At 51.4% G+C, this 20,426-nt stretch carries 22 protein-coding genes; 9 read left to right on the top strand and 13 right to left on the bottom strand.

The features are described from left to right. Positions 1 to 3 precede the first annotated feature (3 nt). From flgD to flgL, 9 genes are all read left to right on the top strand, one after another. On the top strand, positions 4 to 675 hold the full coding sequence (gene flgD / locus NC856_RS16125) for a flagellar hook assembly protein FlgD (RefSeq protein ID WP_264091470.1): 672 nt from the start codon (positions 4 to 6) through the stop codon (positions 673 to 675). 78 nt (positions 676 to 753) lie between these two features. Then, positions 754 to 1,944: a flagellar hook protein FlgE gene (gene flgE / locus NC856_RS16130; RefSeq protein ID WP_264091471.1), complete on the top strand. Its 1,191-nt coding sequence runs from the start codon at positions 754 to 756 to the stop codon at positions 1,942 to 1,944. Positions 1,945 to 1,965: 21 nt separating this feature from the next. After that, positions 1,966 to 2,721, top strand: coding sequence for a flagellar basal body rod protein FlgF (locus tag NC856_RS16135; protein WP_264091472.1), 756 nt, complete (start codon positions 1,966 to 1,968; stop codon positions 2,719 to 2,721). A gap of 28 nt (positions 2,722 to 2,749) precedes the next feature. Further along, on the top strand, positions 2,750 to 3,532 hold the full coding sequence (gene flgG / locus NC856_RS16140; RefSeq protein ID WP_264091473.1) for a flagellar basal-body rod protein FlgG: 783 nt from the start codon (positions 2,750 to 2,752) through the stop codon (positions 3,530 to 3,532). Positions 3,533 to 3,652: 120 nt separating this feature from the next. Further along, positions 3,653 to 4,369 carry a flagellar basal body L-ring protein FlgH gene (gene flgH / locus NC856_RS16145; protein WP_264091497.1) on the top strand — a complete coding sequence of 239 codons (717 nt, stop codon included), beginning with the start codon at positions 3,653 to 3,655 and terminating at the stop codon, positions 4,367 to 4,369. A 16-nt stretch (positions 4,370 to 4,385) separates the two neighbouring features. Next, positions 4,386 to 5,495: a flagellar basal body P-ring protein FlgI gene (locus tag NC856_RS16150; RefSeq protein ID WP_264091474.1), complete on the top strand. Its 1,110-nt coding sequence runs from the start codon at positions 4,386 to 4,388 to the stop codon at positions 5,493 to 5,495. Next, complete coding sequence (gene flgJ / locus NC856_RS16155) at positions 5,495 to 6,469, top strand: flagellar assembly peptidoglycan hydrolase FlgJ (RefSeq protein WP_264091475.1); 975 nt, start codon at positions 5,495 to 5,497, stop codon at positions 6,467 to 6,469. Before NC856_RS16150 ends, flgJ begins: the two co-directional genes overlap by 1 nt. Positions 6,470 to 6,600: 131 nt before the next feature. Further along, positions 6,601 to 8,295, top strand: coding sequence for a flagellar hook-associated protein FlgK (gene flgK / locus NC856_RS16160; RefSeq protein ID WP_264091476.1), 1,695 nt, complete (start codon positions 6,601 to 6,603; stop codon positions 8,293 to 8,295). Between the two features lie 30 nt (positions 8,296 to 8,325). Next, positions 8,326 to 9,279 carry a flagellar hook-associated protein FlgL gene (gene flgL / locus NC856_RS16165; RefSeq protein ID WP_264091477.1) on the top strand — a complete coding sequence of 318 codons (954 nt, stop codon included), beginning with the start codon at positions 8,326 to 8,328 and terminating at the stop codon, positions 9,277 to 9,279. 195 nt (positions 9,280 to 9,474) lie between these two features. On the opposite strand, the gene fliR is transcribed toward flgL, so the two are convergent. The 13 genes from fliR to fliF all read right to left on the bottom strand — a co-directional run bounded on the left by fliR (position 9,475) and on the right by fliF (position 20,397). Next, positions 9,475 to 10,260, bottom strand: coding sequence for a flagellar biosynthetic protein FliR (gene fliR, locus NC856_RS16170; RefSeq protein ID WP_264091478.1), 786 nt, complete (start codon positions 10,258 to 10,260; stop codon positions 9,475 to 9,477). 2 nt (positions 10,261 to 10,262) lie between these two features. Further along, complete coding sequence (fliQ, locus tag NC856_RS16175) at positions 10,263 to 10,532, bottom strand: flagellar biosynthesis protein FliQ (protein WP_113866712.1); 270 nt, start codon at positions 10,530 to 10,532, stop codon at positions 10,263 to 10,265. 78 nt (positions 10,533 to 10,610) lie between these two features. Beyond that, positions 10,611 to 11,387 (bottom strand): flagellar type III secretion system pore protein FliP, encoded by a 777-nt coding sequence (fliP, locus tag NC856_RS16180; protein WP_264091479.1) that lies wholly within the window; start codon positions 11,385 to 11,387, stop codon positions 10,611 to 10,613. Continuing rightward, entirely contained in the window at positions 11,384 to 11,809 is a 426-nt protein-coding gene (gene fliO, locus NC856_RS16185; protein WP_264091480.1) for a flagellar biosynthetic protein FliO, read from the bottom strand. The genes fliP and fliO overlap by 4 nt, the downstream gene beginning before the upstream one ends. Further along, the gene (fliN, locus tag NC856_RS16190) at positions 11,809 to 12,222 is read right to left on the bottom strand and encodes a flagellar motor switch protein FliN (protein WP_264091481.1); all 414 of its coding nucleotides are present in this window, start codon (positions 12,220 to 12,222) and stop codon (positions 11,809 to 11,811) included. Before fliN ends, fliO begins: the two co-directional genes overlap by 1 nt. Then, on the bottom strand, positions 12,215 to 13,228 hold the full coding sequence (fliM, locus tag NC856_RS16195; protein ID WP_264091482.1) for a flagellar motor switch protein FliM: 1,014 nt from the start codon (positions 13,226 to 13,228) through the stop codon (positions 12,215 to 12,217). Before fliM ends, fliN begins: the two co-directional genes overlap by 8 nt. Before the next feature lie 6 nt (positions 13,229 to 13,234). After that, positions 13,235 to 13,714 carry a flagellar basal body-associated protein FliL gene (gene fliL / locus NC856_RS16200; protein WP_264091483.1) on the bottom strand — a complete coding sequence of 160 codons (480 nt, stop codon included), beginning with the start codon at positions 13,712 to 13,714 and terminating at the stop codon, positions 13,235 to 13,237. Between the two features lie 155 nt (positions 13,715 to 13,869). Further along, complete coding sequence (locus NC856_RS16205; RefSeq protein ID WP_264091484.1) at positions 13,870 to 15,162, bottom strand: flagellar hook-length control protein FliK; 1,293 nt, start codon at positions 15,160 to 15,162, stop codon at positions 13,870 to 13,872. Next, positions 15,159 to 15,605 (bottom strand): flagellar export protein FliJ, encoded by a 447-nt coding sequence (fliJ, locus tag NC856_RS16210; protein ID WP_264091485.1) that lies wholly within the window; start codon positions 15,603 to 15,605, stop codon positions 15,159 to 15,161. Before fliJ ends, NC856_RS16205 begins: the two co-directional genes overlap by 4 nt. Beyond that, positions 15,602 to 16,984 carry a flagellar protein export ATPase FliI gene (fliI, locus tag NC856_RS16215; RefSeq protein WP_264091498.1) on the bottom strand — a complete coding sequence of 461 codons (1,383 nt, stop codon included), beginning with the start codon at positions 16,982 to 16,984 and terminating at the stop codon, positions 15,602 to 15,604. Before fliI ends, fliJ begins: the two co-directional genes overlap by 4 nt. Continuing rightward, complete coding sequence (gene fliH, locus NC856_RS16220) at positions 16,984 to 17,691, bottom strand: flagellar assembly protein FliH (protein ID WP_264091486.1); 708 nt, start codon at positions 17,689 to 17,691, stop codon at positions 16,984 to 16,986. Before fliH ends, fliI begins: the two co-directional genes overlap by 1 nt. After that, positions 17,684 to 18,676, bottom strand: coding sequence for a flagellar motor switch protein FliG (gene fliG / locus NC856_RS16225; protein WP_113866698.1), 993 nt, complete (start codon positions 18,674 to 18,676; stop codon positions 17,684 to 17,686). The genes fliH and fliG overlap by 8 nt, the downstream gene beginning before the upstream one ends. Then, positions 18,673 to 20,397, bottom strand: coding sequence for a flagellar basal-body MS-ring/collar protein FliF (gene fliF / locus NC856_RS16230; RefSeq protein ID WP_264091487.1), 1,725 nt, complete (start codon positions 20,395 to 20,397; stop codon positions 18,673 to 18,675). The genes fliG and fliF overlap by 4 nt, the downstream gene beginning before the upstream one ends. Between the last annotated feature and the right edge of the window lie 29 nt (positions 20,398 to 20,426).

The raw sequence follows: 20,426 nt of genomic DNA on the forward strand, positions 1-20,426 counted from the left end.
GGCATGTCAATTACCATTAATGATACAAGTTCGGCAACGCAAACGAGCAGCACAGCGTCGACGACTACAGACGGCACTTCCGGTGTCGATCTACAAAACCAATTTCTGACGCTGCTGGTGGCTCAGTTGCAGAATCAGGATCCCACCAACCCGATGGATAACAATCAGTTATTAACTCAGTTGGCGCAAATCAATACCGTCAGCGGTATTGAGAAACTGAACACCACCTTGGGTTCCATTTCCGGTCAGATCAACGACAATCAATCGTTGCAGGCAACAACCCTGATTGGCCGTGGCGTGATGGTGCCTGGAAAAGACGTATTGGTTGGTAATGAAACCACCACGCCTTTCGGATTAGAACTGGAACAAGCCGCGGATACCGTTACGGCGACGATCAGCGACAGCACGGGCAAAGTGGTTCAGACGCTGGATCTGGGCGCCTTGTCCGCCGGCGTACACTCCTTTAACTGGGACGCCAAGATGTCGGACGGTACGGTGGCGCCGGACGGTTCGTACACGGTGGCTATCGCCGCCAGCAGCAATGGCGCGCAACAGGTGGTGCAACCGCTGAATTATGCATTGGTCAATAGCGTGACCAGCAATGATACCGGGGCGCTGCTGGATCTCGGACTGCGCGGTAAAGCTACGCTGGAAGATGTACGGCAGATCCTGTAACCGTCATCCAATTTCGACCATTCCAGCGCTGTTGAGTGACTGGCGTGTTGGTTAATCAATTTATCTGGAGAAAGTAACATGGGTTTTTCACAGGCCGTCAGTGGCTTAAAAGCAGCATCCAATAATCTGGATGTGATCGGCAACAACATCGCTAACTCGGCAACCGTCGGATTCAAGGCCGGTACAATATCTTTTGCTGATATGTTCGCAGGTTCCAAAGTCGGGATGGGAACGCAGGTTGCGGCGGTTATGCAGGATTTCAGTAACGGCACCGTTACCAGCAGTTCGCGCGATCTGGATATCGCCATCAGCGGCAATGGCTTTTTCCGCGTTCAGGATACCAATGGTTCCATCTATTACAGCCGTAACGGTCAGTTTACGCTTGATGGCTCTCGTAATATCGTCAATATGCAAGGCATGCAGTTGACCGGCTATCCGGCCACCGGTACGCCGCCGACCATCCAGCAGGGGGCCGATCCGGTCGCGCTGAGTATCCCTGAGGATGCCATGGCAGCCCAGGCGACCACGGTGGCTTCGATTATCGCCAACCTCAATTCTTCTGATGATGCAATGACCTGGGATGCGGCGAATCCGGCGGATACCTCGAATTACAAAGGGTCTATCACCACTTATGACAGTCTGGGCAACGCCCATGATTTTGCGCTGTATTTTGTTAAGACAGCCGCCAACCAGTGGGATGTCCATGTACAAGATACCAGCGCTGGCACGGCATTCCAGAATTACAGTTTAAGTTTTGATTCGAATGGCGCGTTGACAACCACCACGCCAATTACCATCAATATGGCTTCGTTGAATGGTTCGACGGCCAGCAACTTTACGCTCAACTTTGCCGGCAGTGTGCAACAAAACAGCGACAGCAACACCAAGACCCCGACTCAGAACGGCTATGCGCCTGGCGAGTTGACGGGTTATAGCATCAATGACGACGGCACGGTGGTCGGCACCTATTCCAACCAGAAGCAACAGGTTCTGGGACAGATTGTGCTTGCCAGCTTCGCTAACCCTGAAGGTTTGTCGCCAGAGGGCGATAATGTCTGGTCCGCGACCGATAACTCAGGGCAGGCGGTGGTTAACCTGGCCGGCACCGGCAATGTGGGTAAGCTGATTGGTCAGGCGACGGAAAGCTCCAACGTTGATATGAGTAAAGAACTGGTCGATATGATTGTGGCTCAGCGTAACTATCAGGCTAACTCGCAGACTATCAAAACGCAGGATGCCATTCTGCAAACACTGATTAGCCTGCGTTAATTGTTTTAACGGGGATATTGCATGGATCATGCTATTTATACCGCGATGGGCGCGGCAAGTCAGACGCTGAATCAGCAGGCCGTTACCGCCAGCAACCTGGCTAACGCGTCGACGCCTGGGTTTCGGGCGCAACTTTCGGCTCTGCGCGCAGTACCTGTGAACGGGTTGTCATTACCCACCCGGACACTGGTCGTGGCGTCCACGCCCGGTGCGGATATGACGCAGGGCGTCATGGACTACACAGGGCGTGCGATGGATGTTGCCGTATCGAAAGATGGCTGGCTGGCGGTTCAGGCGGCGGATGGCAGTGAAGCGTATACCCGCAACGGTAATATCGAGATTAACGCCGATGGTCAGTTGATGATCCAGGGAAACCTGGTGCAAGGCGATGGCGGCCCTATTGAGATCCCGCCTCAGGCGCAGATTACCATTGCGCCGGACGGGACGATTTCCGCGTTGAACGCAGGTGATCCGCCAAACACCATCGCGCAGTTAGGCCGGTTGAAACTGGTTCAGGCTACCGGTCAGGAAGTGGCGCGATCTGATGATGGCTTATTCCGGCTTACGCCTGAAGCACAGCAGCAGCGCGGTAATGTACTGCCCAACGATCCTACGGTGCGTGTTATGCCGGGCGTATTGGAAAGCAGTAATGTGAATCCGGTTGATACCATGGTGGATATGATCGCCAACGCCCGACGCTTTGAAATGCAGATGAAAGTGATCAGCAGCGTCGATGATAATGCCCAACGTGCTAATCAGATATTAGCAATGAGTTAAGCGCTAATGAGCGCACAGGAGTGACGAGATGATCCGTTCTTTGTGGATTGCAAAAACTGGTCTGAATGCCCAGCAAACCAATATGGATGTTATTTCCAATAACCTGGCGAACGTCAGTACCAATGGTTTCAAGCGTCAGCGTGCGGTGTTTGAAGATCTGATGTATCAGACTGTTCGTCAGCCCGGCGCCCAGTCATCAGAACAGACCATGTTGCCTTCAGGTTTGCAACTGGGAACCGGTGTTCGCCCGGTATCAACTGAGCGCATACATACTCAAGGGACGTTCTCTGAAACGGGAAACTCGAAGGATGTGGCGATTAAAGGGCAGGGTTTTTTCCAGGTTCAGTTACCGGATGGTACAACCGCGTATACCCGTGACGGGGCTTTTCAGTTGGATGGCAATGGCCAGTTGGTCACGTCCAGCGGTTTTCTGGTGCAACCGGCGATCACGATCCCGGCCAACGCCATCGAAATGACCATTGGCCGCGACGGTATTGTCAGCGTCACCCAGCAGGGACAGACCGCCACGACTCAGGTTGGCCAGTTAACGCTGACGACCTTTATCAATGACAGTGGACTGGAAAGCATCGGCGAGAATTTATATCTGGAAACGGCAAGCTCCGGCGCGCCGAATGAAAGCAACCCCGGTCTGAATGGCGCGGGTTTGTTGTACCAGAAGTATGTGGAAACCTCTAACGTTAACGTGGCTGAAGAGTTGGTATCGATGATCCAGACTCAGCGTGCCTATGAAATCAACAGCAAAGCGATCTCTTCTTCTGATCAGATGTTGCAGAAATTGACTCAGCTGTAATCTATCGTGGTTAAGGAGAATGGCAGAACCTGTAAAAGTCACCTGCGTCAAGATAGGGTGCTGCCGTTGCTCCTGAATAGAGTGAAATATCTTCAATTTAAGGCGATATCCGTAGTGATGATGAATGCAAAGTCGGTTGTTACCCACCAACTCCGCCGACCTCGTCTGTTGGTATTGATCGCGATGTTAACCATCAACGGCTGCGCCTATATTCCACATGATAAAGTTGTAACCGGACCGACCACGGCTCAACCGGCTGCGCCATCGCTGGCCGGTCCGAACGGATCTATTTTTCAGACGGTCCAGCCGATGAACTACGGTTATCAACCGATGTTTGAGGATCGCCGTCCGCGTAACGTCGGCGACACGCTGACTATTGTGTTGCAGGAAAACGTGAGCGCCAGCAAAAGCTCATCCGCGAATGCCAGCCGTAACGGATCGTCAACGTTTGGATTGGCGACGACGCCTCGCTATCTTGAAGGTCCGTTGGGGAACAACCGCGCCGCGTTGGATGCGACAGGAACAAATGATTTCACCGGTCAAGGCGGCGCTAACGCCAACAACACCTTCAGTGGAACGATTACGGTGACGGTGGGGCAGGTGTTGGCCAATGGCAACCTGCATGTTGTCGGTGAAAAGCAGATAGCGATTAATCAGGGAACCGAATTTATTCGTTTCTCTGGTGTGGTGAACCCAAGGACGATCAGTGGAAGCAACTCGGTTCCTTCAACCCAGGTTGCGGATGCACGCATCGAATATGTCGGTAACGGCTATATTAATGAGGCGCAAAACATGGGCTGGTTACAACGGCTCTTCCTTAATCTCTCTCCGTTCTAAGTAAAAGAGGCGTTTGATGCGGATTACTTCATTTTTTACCGTACTGTTTGCTCTGCTGACATTTACGTGTACCTCGGCGTTTGCTGAACGGATCCGCGATCTGGTGAGTGTTCAAGGTGTGCGCGATAACGCATTGATTGGTTACGGGCTGGTTGTCGGGCTTGATGGTTCAGGCGATCAGACAATGCAAACCCCGTTTACCACGCAAAGCCTGAATAATATGCTTTCCCAGATGGGTATCACGGTTCCTACCGGAACCAACATGCAGCTTAAGAACGTCGCCGCAGTGATGGTGACGGCGAAACTCCCGCCTTTTGCCCGCGCCGGGCAAAATATTGATGTCGTGGTTTCTTCTCTGGGTAACGCCAAGAGTTTGCGCGGCGGTACATTGCTGATGACGCCGTTAAAAGGCGTTGATAATCAGGTGTATGCGCTGGCTCAGGGGAATGTGTTGGTTGGCGGCGCTGGCGCGGCGGCTGGCGGCAGCAGCGTACAGGTTAACCAGCTTGCCGGCGGGCGTATCAGCAACGGTGCGATTATTGAACGGGAACTGCCGAGCACCTTCGGTTCTTCGAATATTATCATGCTGCAACTGAACCAGGATGATTTTACCATGGCGCAGCGCATCAGCGACGCCATCAATCGTTCTGGCCGCAGCGGTACCGCAACACCGCTGGATTCGCGTACCGTTCAGGTCATGGCGCCACACGGTAATAGCTCGCAGGTTCGTTTCCTGGCCGATATTCAAAATATTGAAATCAATGTCGGCATACAGGATGCCAAAGTGATTATTAATTCACGGACTGGTTCGGTAGTAATGAACCGTGATGTCATGCTGGATAACTGCGCCGTGGCGCAGGGTAACCTGTCAGTGACGATTAACCAGCAAGCCAACGTTAATCAGCCTGATACGCCTTTCGCCGGGGGACAGACTGTCGTCACCCCGCAGACCGAGATTGCGGTTCAGCAGAGTGGCGGCGCGTTACAGCGCGTTAACGCCAGCGCGAACCTGAACAATGTGGTGCGAACGCTGAATTCACTGGGCGCGACGCCTATGGAGTTGATGTCTATCCTGCAGGCAATGCAAAGTGCGGGCTGCCTGCGCGCCAAGTTGGAAATTATCTGATGAAAGATATACAGATGCAGAGCAATGCGGCTTATGACGCTCAATCGCTCAACGCCCTGAAAAGAGAAGTAGCAGGAAATCCGCAGAGTAAGGCGGGTATTCGGGCGGTTGCTCAACAGATGGAAGGTATTTTTGTCCAGATGATGATGAAAAGTATGCGTGCCGCTTTACCGCAGGATGGCATTTTCAGCAGTGAGCAAACGCGTCTGTATACCTCGATGTATGACCAGCAATTGGCACAGCAATTATCCGGTAAAGGGTTGGGACTGGCGGATGTGATGGTCAAACAACTTTCTGCTGGCAACATGCCGGCGGAGGAGCCTAAAGCGTCGGCGCCATTAACCTTTGATGACATCACCGTGCAGAATATGCCTGCTGCGGCAGTTGAGAAGATTGTGCGCCGCGCCGTGCCCAAGTTGCCGGTTGAGGGGGCGGTGTTACCGTTATCCAGAGATGGCGAGACCTTACCGCTGTCCAGTGACAACTTTGTCGCCAGGCTTTCCGTTCCGGCGCAAATGGCGAGTCAGCAGAGTGGTATTCCTCACCATTTGATCATTGCCCAGGCCGCGCTGGAATCTGGCTGGGGGCGACGTGAAATTCCAACGGAAGATGGCCGTCCTAGTCATAATATTTTTGGCATCAAAGCAGGCAGAAGTTGGGAAGGGCCGGTTACCGAGATAACCACGACGGAATTCGAACAAGGCGTTGCGAAGAAGGTTAAGGCCAGTTTCCGGGTGTACGACTCTTATGTCGAAGCCATCAGCGATTATGTGAAGCTGCTGACGCAGAACCCTCGTTATGCCAATGTCGCCAATGCCGACAACGCTGAGCAAGCCGCTTATGCCTTGCAGGATGCTGGTTACGCTACCGATCCGCAATACGCTAAAAAGTTGGTGAATATGATCCAGCAAATGAAAAATGAAGGTGAGAAAGCAGTTAAAGCTTACACCCATGATTTGGGTCAGTTGTTTTAATTTTTCTTTCAAGTTTTACGTTTCAGGGTCGATAACCTATTCAGGCAAAGCGAGCGGTATTTTTACTTGCAGCATACTAATTAATACGCGCATGGCACGTCGTCCACAACCTGCGCACAAGGAACTTCCACATGTCCAATTTGATTAATACTGCGATGAGTGGTCTGAGTGGCGCGCAGGCGGCACTGAGCACAGTGAGTAATAACATCAGTAATCAGGCTGTGGCAGGGTACAGCCGACAGAATGTGTTGCTTTCACAGGCAGTAAGCACCAGTACTTCAGCTGGTTATATTGGTAATGGTGTTAATGTCGCTGGCATTAACCGCGAATATAATGATTTCATTTCGACGCAACTGCGCGCCGCACAAACGCAGAGCAGTTCAGTCGCGACGTCTTACGAACAACTTTCCAAGATTGACAATCTGTTGGCGGATAGCACGACGAGTCTTTCCGCGACCTTGCAGGACTTTTTTACTAACCTGCAAAACCTGACCAGTAATTCCAGCGATTCATCGACTCGTCAGACGGTGTTGGGCAAAGCCGAAGGTCTGGTTAATCAGTTCAAGGTAACGAATAAATATCTGAGCGATACGGCGCAAGGGCTGAATACCCAGGTTCAGAGTACGGTTGGGCAGATTAACACCTATACCAGTCAGATTGCCGATCTTAACAACCAGATCACCCGTCTGATGGGCGCCAATCAAGGGGCGGCGCCGAATGATTTGCTTGATCAGCGTGATCAACTGGTCAATGAGTTGAACAAGCTGGTCGGTGTTGATGTTACCGTTCAGGATGGCATTGTCTACAACATTGCGCTGAAAAATGGTCAGAATCTGGTGCAGGGAACGCGCACCAATGAACTGGTCGCGGTCAGTTCCAGCAGCGATCCTTCGCGAATTACCGTTGGCTATAACGACAGGATTGCCGGACTAAGCGAAATTAAGGAAAGTTCAATCACCGGCGGTTCTCTCAGCGGCTTACTTTCTTTCCGCTCCGACACGTTGGATGATGTCAGTAACCAATTGGGCCAAATGGCGTTAGCCTTTGCCGATGCGTTTAATACCCAGCATAAAGAAGGGTACGATCTCAACGGTGTCAAAGGCGAAGACTTCTTCACGTTCGGTTCGCCTACGGTGTTGAAAAACACCAATAATACGGGTAGTGCGGAACTGAACGCCACCTATACCGCCACTAATGAAGTTAAAGCTTCAGATTATACGCTTAAATATGATGGGGCTAACTGGCAGGTCACCCGCTTGTCCGACAATGCAAAATTCACCGCGGAGGTGGATTCATCCGATGGCAGTCTGAATTTTGATGGACTGAAGCTGGCCATTTCGGGAACGCCTGTAGCGAATGATACGTTTACGCTGAAGCCTGTCGCGAATGTTATCGCGGATATGTCGGTTGCGATTACTGATTCGAGCAATATCGCCGCGGCTTCCGTCAAGCTGGATGAAAACGGCGATACGGTACTGGATGACAGCGGGAACCCGGTATTCGGCGGCGTGAGCGATAATACCAACGCCAAGGCGTTACTGGCCTTGCAAAGTGAAAAAGTCGTTGAAGGTAAATCCACCATTACCGGCGCTTACGCCAGCCTGGTCAGTACGGTAGGCAACCAGACTAATACGATGAAAATCAACAGTACGTCGCAAGCGAGTGTTGTTACTCAGCTTACCGCGGAACAGCAGTCTGTGTCTGGCGTCAATCTGGATGAAGAATATGGTGAGCTGATGCGTTACCAACAGTATTACCAGGCAAATGCCGCAGTTATTCAGACAGCATCGACCATCTTTGATGCATTGCTATCCATTCGTAGTTAATCTCACCGTTTAGAAAGAGGAATTTATACCATGCGTCTGAGTACCAGCATGATATACCAGCAGAATATGCAGGGTATTTTGAACGGACAGGTGAACTGGCAAAAAACGGGAGAACAGCTTTCTTCTGGAAAACGTGTTGTCAACCCATCGGATGATCCGATCGCTGCCGCACAGGTCGTAATGTTGAGTCAGGCTCAGTCTGAAAACAGTCAATATACTCTGGCGCGTACTTTTGCCACGCAGAGCATGTCGTTGGAGGAGTCGATACTGTCGAAGGTGGCTGACACCGTTATCGCGGCGAGCACCCAGGTTATCAGCGGCGGCGGTGTCAAAAGCGACGATGATCGCCAGTCGGTAGCGACAGAGTTGCGCGGCATAAAGGCGCAACTACTGAATATGGCCAATAGCACAGATGGTAATGGCAACTATATTTTTGCTGGTTATGCAACAGACAGCGCGCCTTATGTTGAAGGCACTGACGGTGTGGAATATGTCGGCGGATACCAGCCTATTTCGCAACAAGTTGACTCGTCGCGCTCAATGACCGTAAGCCACATTGGTTCTGCGGTATTTAACGCAAGTACCGGCGATGCGCAAAAAGAGCCCGACGGCAGTATTCAGTCGGATTTATTTGAGACGCTGGATATTGCAATAGCAGCCCTTGAAACCCCCCTGTCTGGCGCGGATGATGCTGCGAAAGCGGATGTCGCCGCCGCAATGGAAAAAGCGAGCCGTGGCTTAACCAATTCATTAAACAATGTGTCTTCTGTGCGGGCTGAATTGGGCGTGCAGCTTAATGAAATAGATAATCTGGATGCAATTGGCGCGGATCGAGACGTCACAAATAAACAGACGCTGAGCCAGTTACAGGATACGGACTGGTATGATGCTATCTCATCTTATACGATGCAGCAGGCTTCATTACAGGCGGCTTATACCACTTTTCAGAATATGCAGGGCATGTCCCTGTTCCAACTTAAATAGCGCTGGAATTAGTCCCCTGTGATTGTTTAATCAGGGGCTCAAGTTTGAATACGCTTAAACCGGGCGTATTCTTTAGGCGTGTCACCTGTTTGCATCATATTGTTAAGGTGACATGCCGTTTTTTATCCTGCCTGCAAATTATCTTTATTTCCCTCCTTATCTCCCCGTCATTAAATACTCACTGAACGACTATTTTCAGGAACCGGGCAACTGAGTCAGGATATCGGCCAGCAAGTTGAAGAACTCACTGAAGAGATGCTCCGCAAAGGGGGCAAGTAGTGGGATTAAAAAGCCGACGGTCATGATACCGATGGTTAACGTAACCGGGAAACCGACAACGAAAATAGATAGCTGCGGTGCGACGCGGTTCAATAATCCTAATGACAGGTTGATGGTCAATAATAGCGTGACGATAGGGAGGGCCAACATAAGTCCGTTGAGGAAAATTAATCCTCCGGCGCGTGCGATGGCTAAAAAAGCGTAACTGTTAATTGGATTGGCGCTGACCGGTAAAGTATAAAAACTATCCGCCAGCAGGGATAGTAACCATAAATGTCCATCAAAAGAGAGAAACAGCAACATCGCCAGGATATTGAGAAAGCGTGCAAGCACCGGCATATTAGGGCCACCGGCCGGATCGAAAAAGGTGGCAAACGCCAGGCCCATTTGCAACCCGATCATCTCTCCCGCATGACGAATGGCGGCAAACGCCAACTGCATGGAAATACCTAATGCGATACCGATCAGGATCTGTTGGATCAAAAGCCAGACGCCGGCTACAGAAAAAATAGGGGTTGAATTCAACGGTAGATAGGGCGCGACCAGCATCGTGATAAATAGCGCCAGACCAATTTTTACCCGACTAGTAATCGCCCGTTCGTTAAAGACCGGCGCCGTGCTGATGAGGGCGAGAATTCTGACAAAAGGCCATAGAAATTGATTGACCCAATTAATCATCTCCCCGCTGCTAAACGTCAGCATGGTTAACCAATAATCTGTGGAAGCTGGCCGAACAGCGTGCGCATATAATCCAGCATCAGGTTTAACATCCAGGGACCGGCGATAACCAGGGTAAAAAATACGGTCAGGATTTTCGGAATGAATGACAACGTCATTTCGTTAACCTGCGTCGCGGCTTGCAATAAGCTGATAATTAATCCACTTAACAGAGCGGCTAATAATGGAGGCGCCGCCAGCGCCAGCGCAACTTTCATTGCTTCGTAGCCCAGCGCCATAACTGATTCTGGCGTCATATCGGTATTCCTCTGTGAAGCACGATAAATATCACTGACTGTATACTAAAAAACGCGTAAAGCCGGACGGAACGCGCGCTAGCTATAAAAACTTTGGGCCAGCGAGCCGAGCAATAATTGCCAGCCATCAACCAATACAAACAACATAAGCTTGAACGGTAACGATATCGTGGCTGGCGGCACCATCATCATCCCTAATGCCATCAGGACGCTTGCCACCACCAAATCAATGATCAGGAAAGGAATAAATACGGTAAAGCCGATTTGAAAGGCTGTCTTTAGCTCGCTGGTCACAAAGGCTGGCAGGAGCACGCGCATAGGAACCGCTTCCGGGCCTTGAATTTCGGGTATTTCGGCAAGTCGGGTAAATAGCGCCAGATCGGTTTCTCGTGTCTGGCGCAGCATAAATTCACGTAATGGCTCAGATCCCCGCTCGATAGCCACTTCCATGCTGATTTGATCCTGACTGAAAGGCAGATACGCTTCTTCGTACACCCGGTTTAATACCGGCGACATGATGAAGAAGGTGAGAAACAGTGTTAATCCCAGCAATACCTGGTTCGGGGGAGCCGTTGGCGTACCCAGCGCGTTACGCAATAAACTGAGCACGATGATGATGCGGGTAAAACTGGTCATCATCAGTAACGCAGCCGGTAGAAAGGTCAGCGACGTCAGGAAAACCAGAGTCTGAACCGATAATGTCCAGCTTTGACCACCATTTGGCAGTGGTTGAGTGACGATGCCGGGCAACTGAGCCGATACCGATGGCGCCAGCAATAGTAAGCCGAGCACAACAACATAGCGCAGGAAGCGAAGACGAGTAAGGGCGAACGACAGGCTAGGCAGGAGACTCATTCCGATTTTTCCGGGCGCTTTAAAACTTTCTTTAACAGTTGATTAAAGTCCACAGGTTTGGCAACTGTGGTTGATGAACTGTCGTTAATTGGCTGCGCAGGAAGCGTATGCAATGCCGTAATCTGTTGTGCCGTGACGCCCAGAACCAGCCAGGTATTGTCAACTTCGACAATCACTACCCGCTCCCGCTGTCCCACGGGACAGTTTGATACCACTTTTAATAGCTTATTCTGCTTGATCTGTGGTGCAAAACCGAGTTTTCGCACCAGCCAGGCAATAAAAAGAATCAATAACAGAATACCGCCAAGCACGCTACTTACCTGGGTTAATAGCATGCCGCCGGTAATCGGCGGGTCAGCCGCCAGTGTTGAAGCCTGACCCGTGGTTGTGGTGGTTGTCGTGGAAGAGGGAGTCGTTGGCATCAGCGCCCCAGACGACGCATGCGTTCGGACGGGGTAATAATATCGGTGATGCGTACGCCATATTTATCGGCAACCACCACGACTTCGCCCTGAGCGATCAGATAGCCGTTGATCAAAATATCCAGCGGTTCGCCGGCAAGTCCGTCCAATGCAACGACGGAGCCTTGCGACAGGCGCAACAACTCTTTGATCGTCATCTTGGTGCGGCCCAGTTCCACGGTCAGTTTCACAGGAATATCAAGAATTAAGTCAATATCCTGTAACGAGCCTGCGGCATCTGCGCCATCAAGACTCTTAAATACACCTTCCGTGGTGGCGGCGCTTTTTTCCGCGGTCTGTTGCTCGTTAAATGCATCAGCCCACAGATCGTCCACTGATTCCTTGTCGTCGGACGGTTTCTTGCTGTCACTCATTGGGCTGTTCCTCATTATCCAGAGAATTCAAAATAGGGTTTATCAAGTGTTCAACACGTAGGGCATATTGCCCATTCAGTGTCCCGTACTGGCTGGTAAGAACCGGTACGCCATCAACATGAGCAATCAGCCGGTCAGGTTTATCGATCGGTAAAACATCACCCGGCTTTAATTTCAATACTTTAGATAACCGTAAAGGGATATCAACAAAATTTGCCACTAACTCAAGTTCGGAATGTTGAACTTGTTTGGCCAGGGTTTCACGCCAGTTTTGATCTTCCTGTCGGGAGTTCTCCAACGGCGGGTTGGCTAACAACTCGCGCAGGGGTTCGATCATGGAGAAGGGGATACAGATATTAAACTCACCGGTCAGTGAACCAATCTCAACATGGAATGGCGTGGTCACCACAATATCATTGGGGGAAGTGGTGATATTGGTGAACTTAACCTGCATTTCTGAACGAACGTACTCAACGTCTAACTTGTAGATCGCATTCCATGCGTCGCTATAGGCTTCCAGCGCCAGTTTCAGCATACGTTTGACGACCCGCTGTTCAGTGTGCGTGAACTCCCGGCCTTCGACTTTAGTGGGAAATCTGCCATCGCCGCCAAAAAGGTTATCGACGGCGATAAAAACCAGACTGGGTGAAAACACGAAGAGCGCCGTGCCGCGCAGTGGCTTCAAATGCACCAGATTCAGGTTGGTCGGAACAGGCAGGTTTCTCGCAAACTCATGGTAGGGCTGGATTTTAATCGGTCCTACCGTGATGTCAGGACTACGGCGCAAAAGGTTAAATAGCCCCATACGAAACTGACGACCAAAGCGCTCATTGATAATTTCAAGTGCATGCAAACGTTCACGAATAACACGACGTTGCGTATTGGGATCGTATGGCTTAACGTCGCCATCGGTTTTCGCTGATGCATTGGCATCGTCGGCGCTATCAGCACTGTCGCCATTTAAGAGTGCGTCAATTTCCGCTTGTGAAAGAATGCTATCGCCCATAATCAATTACCGCAGTATAAAAGCAGTGAACAAAACATCGGTAATTATTTGCTCCGGTTGACCAGGAACCAACGGCGGACTTAACGCTTGTTTGATTTGTGCCACCAATTTTTGTTTTCCCTGCTCATTGGCAAGTTCAAGGGCATCCTGGCGGGACAGTAGCAGCAATAAACGGCTGCGTACTTCCGGCAGATAGTTGGTCAGGCGAGCGCGGGTTTCTTCATCCTGTAAGCGTAATGTGAAACCAACATACAATACACGGTCAGGATCGTTGTCTGCGTTAACCAGATTGACAGTAAACGTGTCCAATGGCATGAAAACAGGCTCTGGCGGAGGAGGTGCTTTTTGCTCTGCGGTAGCGGCGTTTTGCTGATTCAACATCCACCAAGCGACACCCGCCGCGCCAATGGCGGCGAGGGCGACAATAATCAGTAATATTAGCCAAATAGAGCGCTTTCGTCCTGAACGGACTTGCATATCAGACATAGCCAAAGATAATTCCTGTCATTTATTAATATTTATTGCGGAGTTACGCCAACAATAAACAAATGCATAATGTTAATGATTATCCCGTCTATTCAATCGTTCAATACAGAGAATAGACCAGGAAAACCGCGTTAACTTATTCGTTTACTTCAACATCAGGCGAAAATATCAACGCCATTGACTGAAGAGGCCATTGATTGCAAATGCGCAGGGACTTCAAGTGCATCACCCGCATTTTCGGACGTATTGCCAAACTGCTGTCGGTAAGAGGCGCTGTTGCCGCTGGTGTCGCCATGACTGGCCGTCTGTTGCTGTGTTTGCTGCCAGGCGGAAGCATCGCTTCCCACGCTGCTTTGCCCAAGGTTTATCCCGCTCTCCGCCATGGCATTACGTAAATGAGGCAATGCCGCTTCCAATGCGGAGCGAACCTGGCTATTCGCCGATACCAAATGAATCTGCGCCTGATTATCATCAATTTTCAGACTGATTTGGATTGAGCCTAACTCCTGAGGATTAAGGCGTAACTCTGCGCTTTGTTGTCCGTTACGGCTGAACATCATGATTTGCTGGCCTAAGGCATCCTGCCATTGTGGAGAGCCAAACGGCGCGTTCAACTGAGTATTGACCGGTGTCTGTGGCGCGGCGGGGGCGCTGGATAATGTGGATTGAACATTCGAAGCGAGAGAGACATGGGCTGTTTGCAAGCTATTATTGCCCGCTGTCGGCGCTGACTCCTGATTGCCATTTTCGTTACTTATTTGTGCGGTTATCGCTGAAAATTTGGCAAGATCATCAGTAGTGTCGCCCGCAACTGATTGCTGAGTGGCGTGTTTCGCGCCAGAGGCTGTGGCGGACGAGGTTGAGCCAGAAGCGCCTAACAGTTGGGATAACGTGTCTTTAACATCACCAGCGGCGTCATCCGTACTGGATAACGTTGTTAAGTCCTGACGTTTGCTTCCCGCAAGTTCTGACAGGTTAAACCCTTTGCCTGAAATAGCGCCATCCACGACGACGCTGGTTCCTGATACCGTTGGCAACATGGCGAATAATGCTTGCATCGCTGTTGTCGTATCAGTAACGCTTTTTTCTTCATCTTTTTTGACGGCTGATTTTTCTACGTTATCTGAGGGAAGAGCATGTTCTGCCGTCTGTTTACCTGATGGCGTCAGCGCGCCGGATAATGAGCGAAAGGAAGCAAGAACAGCATTCAAATCATCGCCATCCAACGCGCTGATATCTTTGCGCAACGCGTTCAGCAATGTTTCTTTATCCGTCTCGCCGCCACCAATGGCGATAGCGGGATCGCCCGATGAGTCCGGGGCCAGCGATAAATGCTTGCTCAGTAGTTCCACAAAATCTTTCGGCAACGTCCCCTGGCTCAACAGAAAGTCTACTGAACTGCTGGCATCGCCAGTGCTTGTCGTGATAGGTAATGCAGACAGTATCATTGTTCTGTTTTCCTCAGTGAAGCCCGCTGGGCGAATTCATCCATCAGTTTTTGTTCTATACGGTTATTTTTGACCAATTGCCTGGTCGTTTCCCGGTCTTGCAACTTTTCGAAGGCGTTCAAGCGCTGCTGCTTTTCCTGCCAGGTCTTCATCGCCAGATCCAGACGCGAAGTCCACTGCAAAAGCTGTTGCCTGTGTTGGTCAATCGCGTTATCCAACGTTTGAATAAATTGCTGATAATTCTGCCAGCTATTATTAGCCATACCATCGGTCATGGTGGTATTTAATTTTTGACGATAGTCATCCTGATAGTTTAACAGCATATTCAACTGCTGTTCAGCTTGCTGAAATGCTTTACGCACCTGACCGAGTTGTCCAGCGGCTTTTTCAACCTCTTTTTGCGCCAGTTCACGTAATGTGACCAAAGGTGACTGAGTCTTCATCTATTCTCCTGCCCGTTACGAGGGAAGATCGTGTTTAAAGCCAGGCAAGCCTCTTCATAGCTGCTCCGTTCAAACATTCCCTGTTGCAGAAAAGCCTCTAACTGCGGATACAGACGAATTGCCTTATCTAACATCAGATCGCTACCTGCGGCATAGGCGCCAACACTGACCAAATCCCGGTTACGTTGGTAGCTGGATAATAATTGTTTGAATTGCCGCACTGCGGCGTATTGATCTTCATCAATCAATGCCGTCATCGCACGACTAATTGAAGCTTCAATATCAATGGCCGGGTAATGTCCCGATTCGGCCAATTGGCGCGATAGAACAATATGTCCATCCAGAATGGCGCGCGCCGAGTCTGCAATGGGATCTTGCTGATCGTCGCCTTCCGTCAGTACGGTATAGAAAGCGGTAATCGATCCGCCGCCATGAATGCCATTCCCTGCGCGTTCCACCAACGCCGGCAATTTGGCGAAAACTGAAGGCGGATAACCTTTGGTTGCGGGCGGCTCACCGATGGCCAGGGCAATTTCACGCTGGGCCATGGCATAGCGAGTCAGGGAGTCCATGATTAGCAGGACATGATGACCCCGGTCACGAAAATCTTCTGCAATACGGGTTGCATAAGCCGCGCCCTGCATTCTTAATAATGGAGATACATCGGCTGGCGCGGCAATGACAACCGAACGCGCCCGGCCTTCAGCGCCGAGAATATTTTCAATAAAATCTTTAACTTCGCGGCCACGTTCACCAATCAGGCCGACGACGATGACATCCGCCTGCGTATAGCGGGCCATCATCCCCAGCAGAACGCTTTTCCCTACGCCTGAACCGGCAAACAACCCCATACGTTGTCCACGGCCAACGGTCAGAAGCGCGTTAATGGCACGCACCCCCACATCCAGTACGTTTTCTATCGGCGTCCGCTGTAATGGATTGAACGGGGCGGTAATCAGCGCCGCGCGATAACCGGTATCGGGTGAAGGCAGGCCGTCTAATGGCTTGCCGCCGCCATCCAGCACGCGACCCAGAAGCTCTGGTCCCAACGGCAATTGTTTGCCCTGGGTGCTGCCTTCCTGCCCGGCGCGCGCATAGACTCTGGCGCCTGGCGTGATCCCCTCAACCTCTTCCAATGGCATGAGAAAGAGTTTTTGACCATTAAAGCCAACAACCTCACTTTCAACTTCCGTCACCTGATTTCCGTTTTGGCGCTCGATAAGACAGGTTGCGCCTAATGGCATATGCAATCCCGTAGCTTCCAAAACCAAACCTGTTGCCCTGGTCAAACGGCCATAGCGACGCACCAGGGGCGTATCCGTGATACGCTCTTCAAATGCGTCCAGAGAGGATAGCCAATGGCCAAGGCGAGATGTAATCATAGCTCTCCCGGCGCCGCCAGGCGGCAGAGTTCATGCCAACGCGTCGCGAGGCTGGCGTCAAGATCGCCTTCTTCCGCACTGACTTTGCAACCACCGGGATGAAGCTGATTATCGGCCAGTAACCGCCAACCATGCAGGCTGAGCGTCGGACCCAGATGTTGTTCGACGCGCTCCAAATCAGAAGGGTGCACACGTAACTGTGTTTTCCCGGAAAACATCGGTTCCTGTTGGATTAATTGCTGAATCTGACCGAGCAGCGCCGTGCCGTCGCAGACCGGCGGTTGTCCGATAATCTGTTTGGCGGCGGTCAATGCCAGTTGCATCAGACGAGCCGGTATCACGCTATCCAGCGAATCCAGCGTCTGCTGGAATTCCGTCACCATCTGCTGCATCTGTTCAATCATTGGTTGCTGTTGCTGCAACGCAGCTTGCATGCCTGCTTGTTGGCCTTTGCTCAACCCTTCCTGATAACCGGCGTCATAACCTTGTTGATGACCTTGCGCAAACCCGCTCTCACGTGCTTGTTGTTGCGTCTTCTCCCGAAGCGTCATCAATTCGTCTTCCAATGACGGCGCTTCCGCCTCGCCAATATTTTCGGGCGCTGACGTTTCCGGTTCGTCCGCCACGGTTGCAAACGTGGTCGGGGAGGCCAGGTCGTTCAGTTGCCAGGGTTGCCAGGCAAGATTGTTAGAGGCATCAGACATAAGCATCCTCGCCGCCGCCAATAATCATTTCTCCGCTGTCCGCCAGACGACGGACGATGAGCAAAATCGCTTTTTGTTCGTTTTCGACTTGAGACATACGTACCGGACCGCGTGTCGCCAGGTCGTCGCGCAAAATTTCCGCCGCACGTTGGGACATATTGCGCAGGAATTTTTCGCGTAACGGTTCTTCGGCGCCTTTCAACGCCAGCAGCAGCGACTCGGATTCCACTTCCTGAAGCAGACGCTGAATACTGCGATCGTCCACATCCACCAGGTTTTCGAACAGGAACATTTCGTCGATGATCTTCTGCGCCAGTTCGCCATCGAATTCGCGCACCGCTTCAATGACGGCCTCTTCCTGCTGTGTTTTCATCAGGTTGATGATTTCAGCAGCAGTACGGATACCACCCATTTTGCTGCGTTTGAGATTTTGTCCATCCAGCAAGCCGTTGAGAACATCGGTCAATTCGGCCAACGCCGATGGCTGTACGCCGCCGAAGGTGGCGATACGCAGCATGACGTCATTACGTAAACGCTCGTCGAACAACGCCAGGATGTCGGCGGCCTGCGCCCGTTTCAGGTGCACCAATATGGTGGCGATAATCTGTGGATGCTCGTCGCGAATAAGGTCGGCGGCGGTCTGCGGCTCCATAAAGTTCAGGGTTTCCATGCCACTGGAAGTTTCGCGGCTTTCCAGAATATCTTCCAGCAGGCTGGATGCGCGCTCTTCGCCGAGCGCTTTCACCAGCACCGAGCGCAGGTAATCACCAGCATTGACGCTGAGGGCCGCATATTGCTCTGAGTCCGCTTCAAACTCTTTAAGTATTTCAATCAATTGCTGCTGCGATACCTGGCGCAGGTTAGCCATGGCGGAGCTGAGATGCTGCACCTCTTTGGTAGAAAGGTGAGTAAAAACCTCCGCTGCCCGATCCTCGCCGATGGTCATCAATAAGATGGCGCTTTTTTCTGTTCCAGTCAGGTTCATAGTTCAGTACTCATCCATTGACGAATGACCAATGCGACCACGCGCGGGTCGTTTTCCGCCAGTTCACGTATCCGGTTGCTCTGCATTTCAGCGCTGACCCGTTGCTGAGATTTACGTTGTTGTTCGGCTTCAGACGCGCTGAGGTTCACAACAACATCATCATCACTGCCTTTATTCAGGCTGGCCGTAGCCGCCAATGCCGCTTCCTGTTGCTGGGTTTTTCTCTGCAACTGAGGACGAACGAGTTTACGCCATAGGATCCAGGCGACGATCAACACCAGCAACCAGCGGCCCGCTTTTATCAACAAATCGAAAAACGCCTGTTGCTGCCAGAAGGGGAGTTCGCCTGTGCCTTCAGTGGATTCCATAAATGGCGTATTGACCACGTTTAGTGAATCACCACGTTCAGTAGAGAATCCCATTGCTTCGCGAGCCACGGTTTCAATCTGTTTAATTTGATCTTCAGTCAGCGGAACGGGCTTGCCGTCTTCACCCGGCGGTAAATAATTGACGATGATCGCCGCAGACAAACGTTTTACGCCACCCGTGCTGTGTCTGGTGTGCAGGATGGTTTTGTCTACTTCGTAGTTGGTCGTGGCATCGTCACGGATGTTGGATGTCTGAATAGCGGTATTCGCATTGGCGTTTGCCTGCGTGCCCGCCGCATTATTATTGGGTTGACCGGCCTGATTCTGATTATTGGCATTGGCATTGTTATTCGGCTGCGCTTCAATCGGCGCATTAGGGGCAGGCGCTGGCTGATTGGACAATGCGCCAGGCACGCCGCCGACATTCGGGCCGCCTCGTTGCTCACTCCGGCTGGTTTGTTGAGAACGTACCGCCGCCTTGTCTGGCGGCTGGTTGGGCTGATACTGCTCATCGGTTTGCTCACGCGCCGAAAAATCAATTTGCGCGGTAACCTGAGCATGTACATTTCCCATGCCGACGATAGGCGCAATGATGGCCTCAATACGTCGTTGATACATGGCCTCAACTTCATTGCTGTATTTGAGTTGGGCGGCATTCAGATCACGACCGCTTCCACCTGCCTGCGTCAGCAAGCGACCAGTTTGGTCAACGACGGTCACGTTGTCAGGGGGTAAACCTGAAACGCTGCTTGACACCATGTAAACAATGGAATTGATTTGTCCTTCATCCAGAGCGCGGCCCGCCTGTAACGCCAATGTGACGGAAGCGGAAGGGGATTTTTGCTCACGCACAAAGAGAGACGGTTTTGGGATCGCTAAATGCACCCGCGCACTTTGCACCGGGCCTAAAGTTTCAATGGTTCTTGACAGTTCGCCTTCGAGCGCGCGTTGATAATTAATTTGCTCACTGAACTGACTAATGCCGAATTTTTCCTGATCGAGCAATTCAAAACCAACTGCGCCGCCTTTTGGCAAGCCCAGCTGGGCAAGGCGTAAACGTGTCTCGTAAACGTTCTCCGCGGGGATCATTATCGCGCCGCCGCTGTCGGCAAAACGGTAAGGAATGTTAAGCTTGGTCAGTTCACTGACGATTGCCCCACCATCACGATCATTGATATTGCTATAAAGTACACGGTAATCCGGGCCTCTGGCCCATAATGCCAAAGCGACGACAATGGCAATGGTTGCCGCAGCCGCGATCAATAGAGGAATTTTAGGGTTGGCGCGTAATCGGTTGAGTATTTCGCCAAAACTGTTCTTACCGGTAGCAGCGCCGGTTAACGAGGCGTTCATACTCGATCTCTGCTTGATTGTTGAACGAT

It is taken from the genome of Brenneria izbisi, from assembly GCF_025840185.1.
GTDB classification, from domain to species: domain Bacteria; phylum Pseudomonadota; class Gammaproteobacteria; order Enterobacterales; family Enterobacteriaceae; genus Brenneria; species Brenneria izbisi.